The organism is Saccharopolyspora sp. NPDC002686, from assembly GCF_040295745.1.
In the GTDB taxonomy this organism is placed as follows: Bacteria; Actinomycetota; Actinomycetes; order Mycobacteriales; family Pseudonocardiaceae; genus Saccharopolyspora; species Saccharopolyspora oryzae.
In genome coordinates this window covers 1-5,125 of the sequence record NZ_JBEOVY010000466.1, presented here as the reverse complement: position 1 = coordinate 5,125, position 5,125 = coordinate 1, and the positions used below count along the sequence as shown (strand labels likewise).

General features: G+C 72.2%; 4 protein-coding genes. All 4 read right to left on the bottom strand.

From position 1 onward, the window contains the following. On the bottom strand, positions 1-1,346 hold a 1,346-nt coding region (locus tag ABTZ89_RS35615), incomplete at its 3' end, for a PucR family transcriptional regulator (protein ID WP_351053276.1). Continuing rightward, positions 1,343-2,410: an S-methyl thiohydantoin desulfurase family protein gene (locus ABTZ89_RS35610; RefSeq protein WP_351053274.1), complete on the bottom strand. Its 1,068-nt coding sequence runs from the start codon at positions 2,408-2,410 to the stop codon at positions 1,343-1,345. The genes ABTZ89_RS35610 and ABTZ89_RS35615, both read right to left, overlap by 4 nt. A gap of 25 nt (positions 2,411-2,435) precedes the next feature. After that, positions 2,436-3,674 (bottom strand): MFS transporter, encoded by a 1,239-nt coding sequence (locus ABTZ89_RS35605; RefSeq protein WP_351053271.1) that lies wholly within the window; start codon positions 3,672-3,674, stop codon positions 2,436-2,438. Next, positions 3,671-4,984 carry a GH1 family beta-glucosidase gene (locus ABTZ89_RS35600; RefSeq protein WP_351053269.1) on the bottom strand — a complete coding sequence of 438 codons (1,314 nt, stop codon included), beginning with the start codon at positions 4,982-4,984 and terminating at the stop codon, positions 3,671-3,673. Before ABTZ89_RS35600 ends, ABTZ89_RS35605 begins: the two co-directional genes overlap by 4 nt. Positions 4,985-5,125: the final 141 nt, after the last annotated feature.

The following is a 5,125-nucleotide window of genomic DNA, read 5'->3' as shown; positions in this document are numbered from 1 at the left end:
GACGACTCCGCGTCCAGGTAGGCGGCCAGCGTGCGGACCAGGTCGCCGGGTTGGCCGCGCAGCGGGGCGATGAGGGCGCGGGCCGCGGGTTCGAAGGTGTCCGTGCGGGTCCACTCCAGCAGCAGCTGGGCCATGCCGAGCTGGTCGACGTGCAGGAAGCGGCCCGATTCGGGGCGGGTCCGGGCCAGCCGCGCGGCGTCGGTGGCCTCGGCGATCGTGGTCGCCAGCCCGTCGGCCTGCGGGTGCGGGCGGCCGACCCCCATGTGCGCGTCCAGGGTTCGCTGGAGCTCGCGGGCGACGGCGCGCAGCTGCGCGGCCAGCGACCGCACGCGGTCGGCCGTCGGCTCCTGCTCGAAGGTCACCCAGCCGGTCCAGCCGTCGCCGTGCTCGACCACCACCGCGTCGACGCCTTCGGCGTGCAGGACCCGTTCGACCTCCCGCGCCCGCGTGACGGTGTCCACTGTGGATTCGATGCCGATGCGGATGCCGATGTGCCAGCCGCCGAGGCTCCAGCCCGCGTCGGCCGCGCGGCGGCGCAGGTCGGCGGTCGGCTCGTCGTCCAGGCGCAGGAGATCGCCCAGCAGCGCGGTTTTGGACCTGGCGTCGCGTTCGAGTTCGAGCCGGTTGGCGAGCAGCCAGCGCTGCACCGCGGCAGCGGCGACCGACAGCGCCTGTGGCGCGGCGTCGGCGCGTGCGGCACTGCGCTCGGGCAGTTCGGCGGCCAGCCAGAGCGCCGGGCGTGCGGTGTCCAGGAGCAGCACCGGGTGTGCGAGCAACACGCCTTCGTCGAGCTGGGCGTTCTGCGGGACCGGTTCGTGCACGCGGACTTCATCGGCGTGGGGGAGTTCGCCGGTGATCAGCGCGCCGCTGTCGTCGAGCAGGGCGACCGATGCGTCGAGCAGCTCTCGCAGGGTCGCGACGACTTCTTCGGGCGGGCGGATGCGCGGGCCGAGCGCTTCGTGGGTGGCCAGCACCAGGTCCGCGCGGTCGAGCGTCGGTGCGGCCAGCAGCAGCCGGGCCGAGATCAGCAGGTCCAGCGGCGATGCGGTCGCGGTCAGCAACGGGACGCCGAGCCGTTCGGCGAGCAGGCGGGTGGTTTCCAGCAGGCCGTCGGCCGGCAGCAGCACCCCGGCGCCGCCGCTGTCCGCGACCCGGCGCAGCAGCGCGTCGATGCGCCAGTCGGTGGCGGGGATCGACTGCACCACCACGAGTTCACCGGGTTCGACGGAGCGGTCGGGTGCCATCGGCCGGACCAGCTGCACGACGCGGTCGACGTCGCCCGCCAGAACCCGCACCGACTCGCGCCACTCCGGCACCGCGAGCAGGCGGCGCACGCTGATGCTCACCGCACCTCCAGCAGGATCGGGTCGCTGTCGATGCCGAAGGCGCGCGGCGCCAGCACCGGCAGGCGACGGGGATCGGTCCAGAACGCGGCGGCGGGCAGCTGCAGGACAGCGACCTCGACGCCTTGGCGGATGACGTCGCACTGGACCGGCACACCGGTGCGGTGGTCGAGGACCGCGAGAACGTCCGGTGTGGACGCGACCGGCTCGCCGTCGCGCATCGCGAACAGGTACTCGTTCTCCATCTCCACCCGGAGCAGCGACCGGGTCCGGTGGTCCAGGACGGTCGCGCTGCCCTGGGCGAACCCGGTGGGGCCCGGCCGCCGCGACACCTCGACCACCCGGCCCTGCCCGAGCACCCGTCCGCCGGTGGCTTCCGCGAGGTCTTCGGGATCCGTCGAAAGCGCTTGTCCGCCCAGGGAAATCGCGGAGCTCACGGTTCCCGGGATCGCGCACTCAGCGAGCTCGGACGCCGGGATCGGGGCGAGCGCGAGGACCGCCCAGCCGCCGGAACCGGCGAGGAAGGCGCGCGCGGTCCGCTCCACCTCGGTCGAGGTCGCTTCGGCGAGGAGCAGCACCTGCCCACCGGGTTCGGCCAGCACCACGGGCGTCAATCCCCTGCCCGCGGCGGCGAGGGAGAGCTGGTCGAGCCGCGGCACTCCGCGCCCCGACAGGTCCGCGTCCACCACCGGCAGGCCCAGCTGGCCGCCCACGACCAGCGGCACGACCCCGTTGAGCCCGCCGACCTCGATCGACACCAGAGCGTCGGTGCTCCGGCCGGTCCACCGCTCGATCGCGGCGATCGCGGCCCGGAACTCCGCCCCGCTGGGCAACTTCTCGGCGAACACGGCGGTCGCCCCGATCACGCCGATCGGCACGACCTGAGCATCGACGGCGACCTCGTCGACCGGCGTGAGCGCGGCCTGATGACCAGCGCCGAGCCGCGCGCGCAGCAGAGCGGCGGCGGTGACGGTGTCGCCGCCACCACCGGACCCGAGCAGCGAAACGCCCCGCTCCAGCGCGGGCACGTCCGCAAGGCCGATGCGCACGCCAACAGCCTCCCCCATCAGCGCGAACCGAGCGCGGACGGCCTCAGCGAACGCTCTTGACCCGGTAGACCAGCACCCCGCCTAGGAGCGCGATGACGGAGGCGGCGGTGTACAGCACGGGGTAGCCGCCGAGGTGCGCGACGACCGGCGCGGCGACGACCGGTGCCAGCACCTGGGGGAGCGCGTTGGCGATGTTGATGACGCCGAGGTCCTTGCCGCGATCCAGCGCCTCCGGGAGCACCTGGGTGATCAGCGCGAAGTCGACGGACGTGTAGGCGCCGAACCCGATGCCGAGGACCAGCGCCGCGACGACCGCGCCCGTCCAGGTCTGCCAGCCCGCGAGCAGGAACCCGGCGATGGCCATGATCACGCCGGACCAGGCCACGAAGGCGCGTCGGTTGGCGATCCGGTCCGACCAGATCCCGGCGACCATCACCGAGATCAGCACGGTCACCGCGTCGATCACCGTCAGGACCAGCACACCGCCGCCCGGATCGGGCAGTCCCACCGCGTCCTGGAGGTAGAACAGCAGGTACAGCAACGTGATCGAGTTGCTCAGGTTGATCAGGAACCGGGTCAGCCACGCCCACGCGAAGTCGCGGTGGTGGGTCGGGTCGAGCCAGAACCCGGCGAAGAACGCGCGCCGGCTCCACGGCGGGCGCAGTTCCGCCGGCAGCACCCGGTCCCGCCGCAGCAGCACGTACGGCACCGGCGCGAGCAGGACGAACACCGCGCACGCGAGATAGCCGCCGACGATCCCGCCGCCCGCGACCGCGAGCCCGGTACCGGCCATGATCCCGATCGTCTGCGCGACACCGAAGTAACCGCCCGCGGTCCCGCGCTGCTGCTGCGGCACCTGGTCCGGGATGGCGGCGGACAGCGCGGCGAACGGTGCGTTCAGCGCGGTCTGCACCAGGCACCACCCGGCGATCATGCCCACCGCGTCCTGCGCTGCGGCCATCAGCAGCAACCCCGCGACTCCGCCGAGCGTGCCCACCGCGACCCACGGAATCCTCCTGCCGAAGCGGGAAGCGGTGCGGTCCGACAGCGCTCCCCAGATCGGGTTGGCCAGCATCGAGAACAGCGCGCCGATCCCGGCCGCCACCGCGAGCACGGCTTCCTTGCTGCCGGGGGAGAACGCGTCGGCCTGCTTCGCGAGCAGGATCTGCAGCGGTCCGTACCAGCCGACGAACGTGCCGACCGTGGCCAGCGAGAACGCCAGCACCCAGCGGATCGGTACCCGTTCGGTCGGTTCGCCGAGCCCGCCCGGGCCCGTGGTCATCGCGATGCTGCGATCTGGTCGCGGTACCAGCCGAACGACGTCTTCGGGGTGCGCCGCTGGGTCTCGTAGTCGACGTGCACCAGCCCGAACCGCTTGGTGCAGCCCTCCGCCCACTCGAAGTTGTCCAGCAACGACCACACGTAGTACCCGCGCACGTCCACCCCGACGTCCATCGCCGCGCGCACCGCGGCCAGGTGCTCGGAGAGGTACACGACGCGTTCCAGGTCGTCGCACTTGCCTTCGGCGTCGGCGGTGTCGTCGTAGGCGCAACCGTTCTCGGTGATCACCAGCGGGGGGAGGTGTTCGGCGTAGCGCTGGTGCAGCATCGTCAAGGTCTCGGTGAGCCCCTCCGGTGCGACTGCCCAACCGAACGCCGTGCGCGGGTACCCCTGCGGCGCGAGGACTTCGAGGGGAACCTCGCCCTCGGTGGACCGGACGGAGTTGATCGAGTAGTAGTTGACGCCCCACAGGTCCGGTGGGGTGTGGATGACCGCCATGTCGCCGTCCTCGACGAACGGCTCGATGAGCGGTTCGATCTCCGCGGGGTACCGGCCGAGCAGCACCGGGTCGGTGAACAGCTGGTTCTGCAGGACGTCGTAGAGCGCGGTCGCGTCGCGGTCGGCGCCCGAGTCCGTGTGCGGGCGTGCCGGGGCGTAGCTGGTGATCCCCATCAGCCGACCGCGTTCCCGGAGCACCCTCGCGCCGTGGCCGCTGGCCAGCAGCAGGTGGTGCACGACCCCGGCGGCCTCGTCCAGCGGTAGGGACAGCCCCGGCGCGTGCTCGCCGGTCACGTGCCCGAGCGCGAAGTGCTCGAACATCTCGTTGATCGTGGACCAGGTGCCGACCCGGTCGCCCAGCCGCCCGGCGACGATCTCCGCGTACTCGGCGAACCGCGCGACGGTGTCCCGGTCCTGCCAGCCGCCCGCGTCCTGCAACCACTGCGGCAGGTCCCAGTGGAAGAGGTTCACCGCCGGGCTGATCCCCTTGTCCGCCAAGGAATCCAGCAGTCGGTCGTAGAAGTCCAGCCCGGCCGGGTTCGGCTTGCCGGAGGCGTCGGGGACGACCCGCGACCAGGACACCGACAGCCGGTAGGAGTCGATTCCGAGGTCGGCCATCAGCGCAACGTCCTCGGCGAACCGGTGGTAGTGGTCGCACGCGACGTCGCCGGTGGAACCGTCCGCCGTGGTGCCCTCGGTGTGGGCGAAGGAGTCCCAGATCGACGGGGTGCGCCCGTCCTCGCTCGCAGCGCCCTCGACCTGGTAGGCCGCCGCGGCCACACCCCAGGTGAAGTCAGGTGGAAATCCCGTCATGAACCGCTCCTCCACGCCGCAAAAAACATGAAGATAATTCGGGTTCAGTCAGGGTGTCCTGGGCGGCGGTCCGAGTCAAGAGGTGAGTGCGTCGAGCTGGCCGGAATGGTGCTCGCGGGTGGTGGTAGCACGCGCCACCAC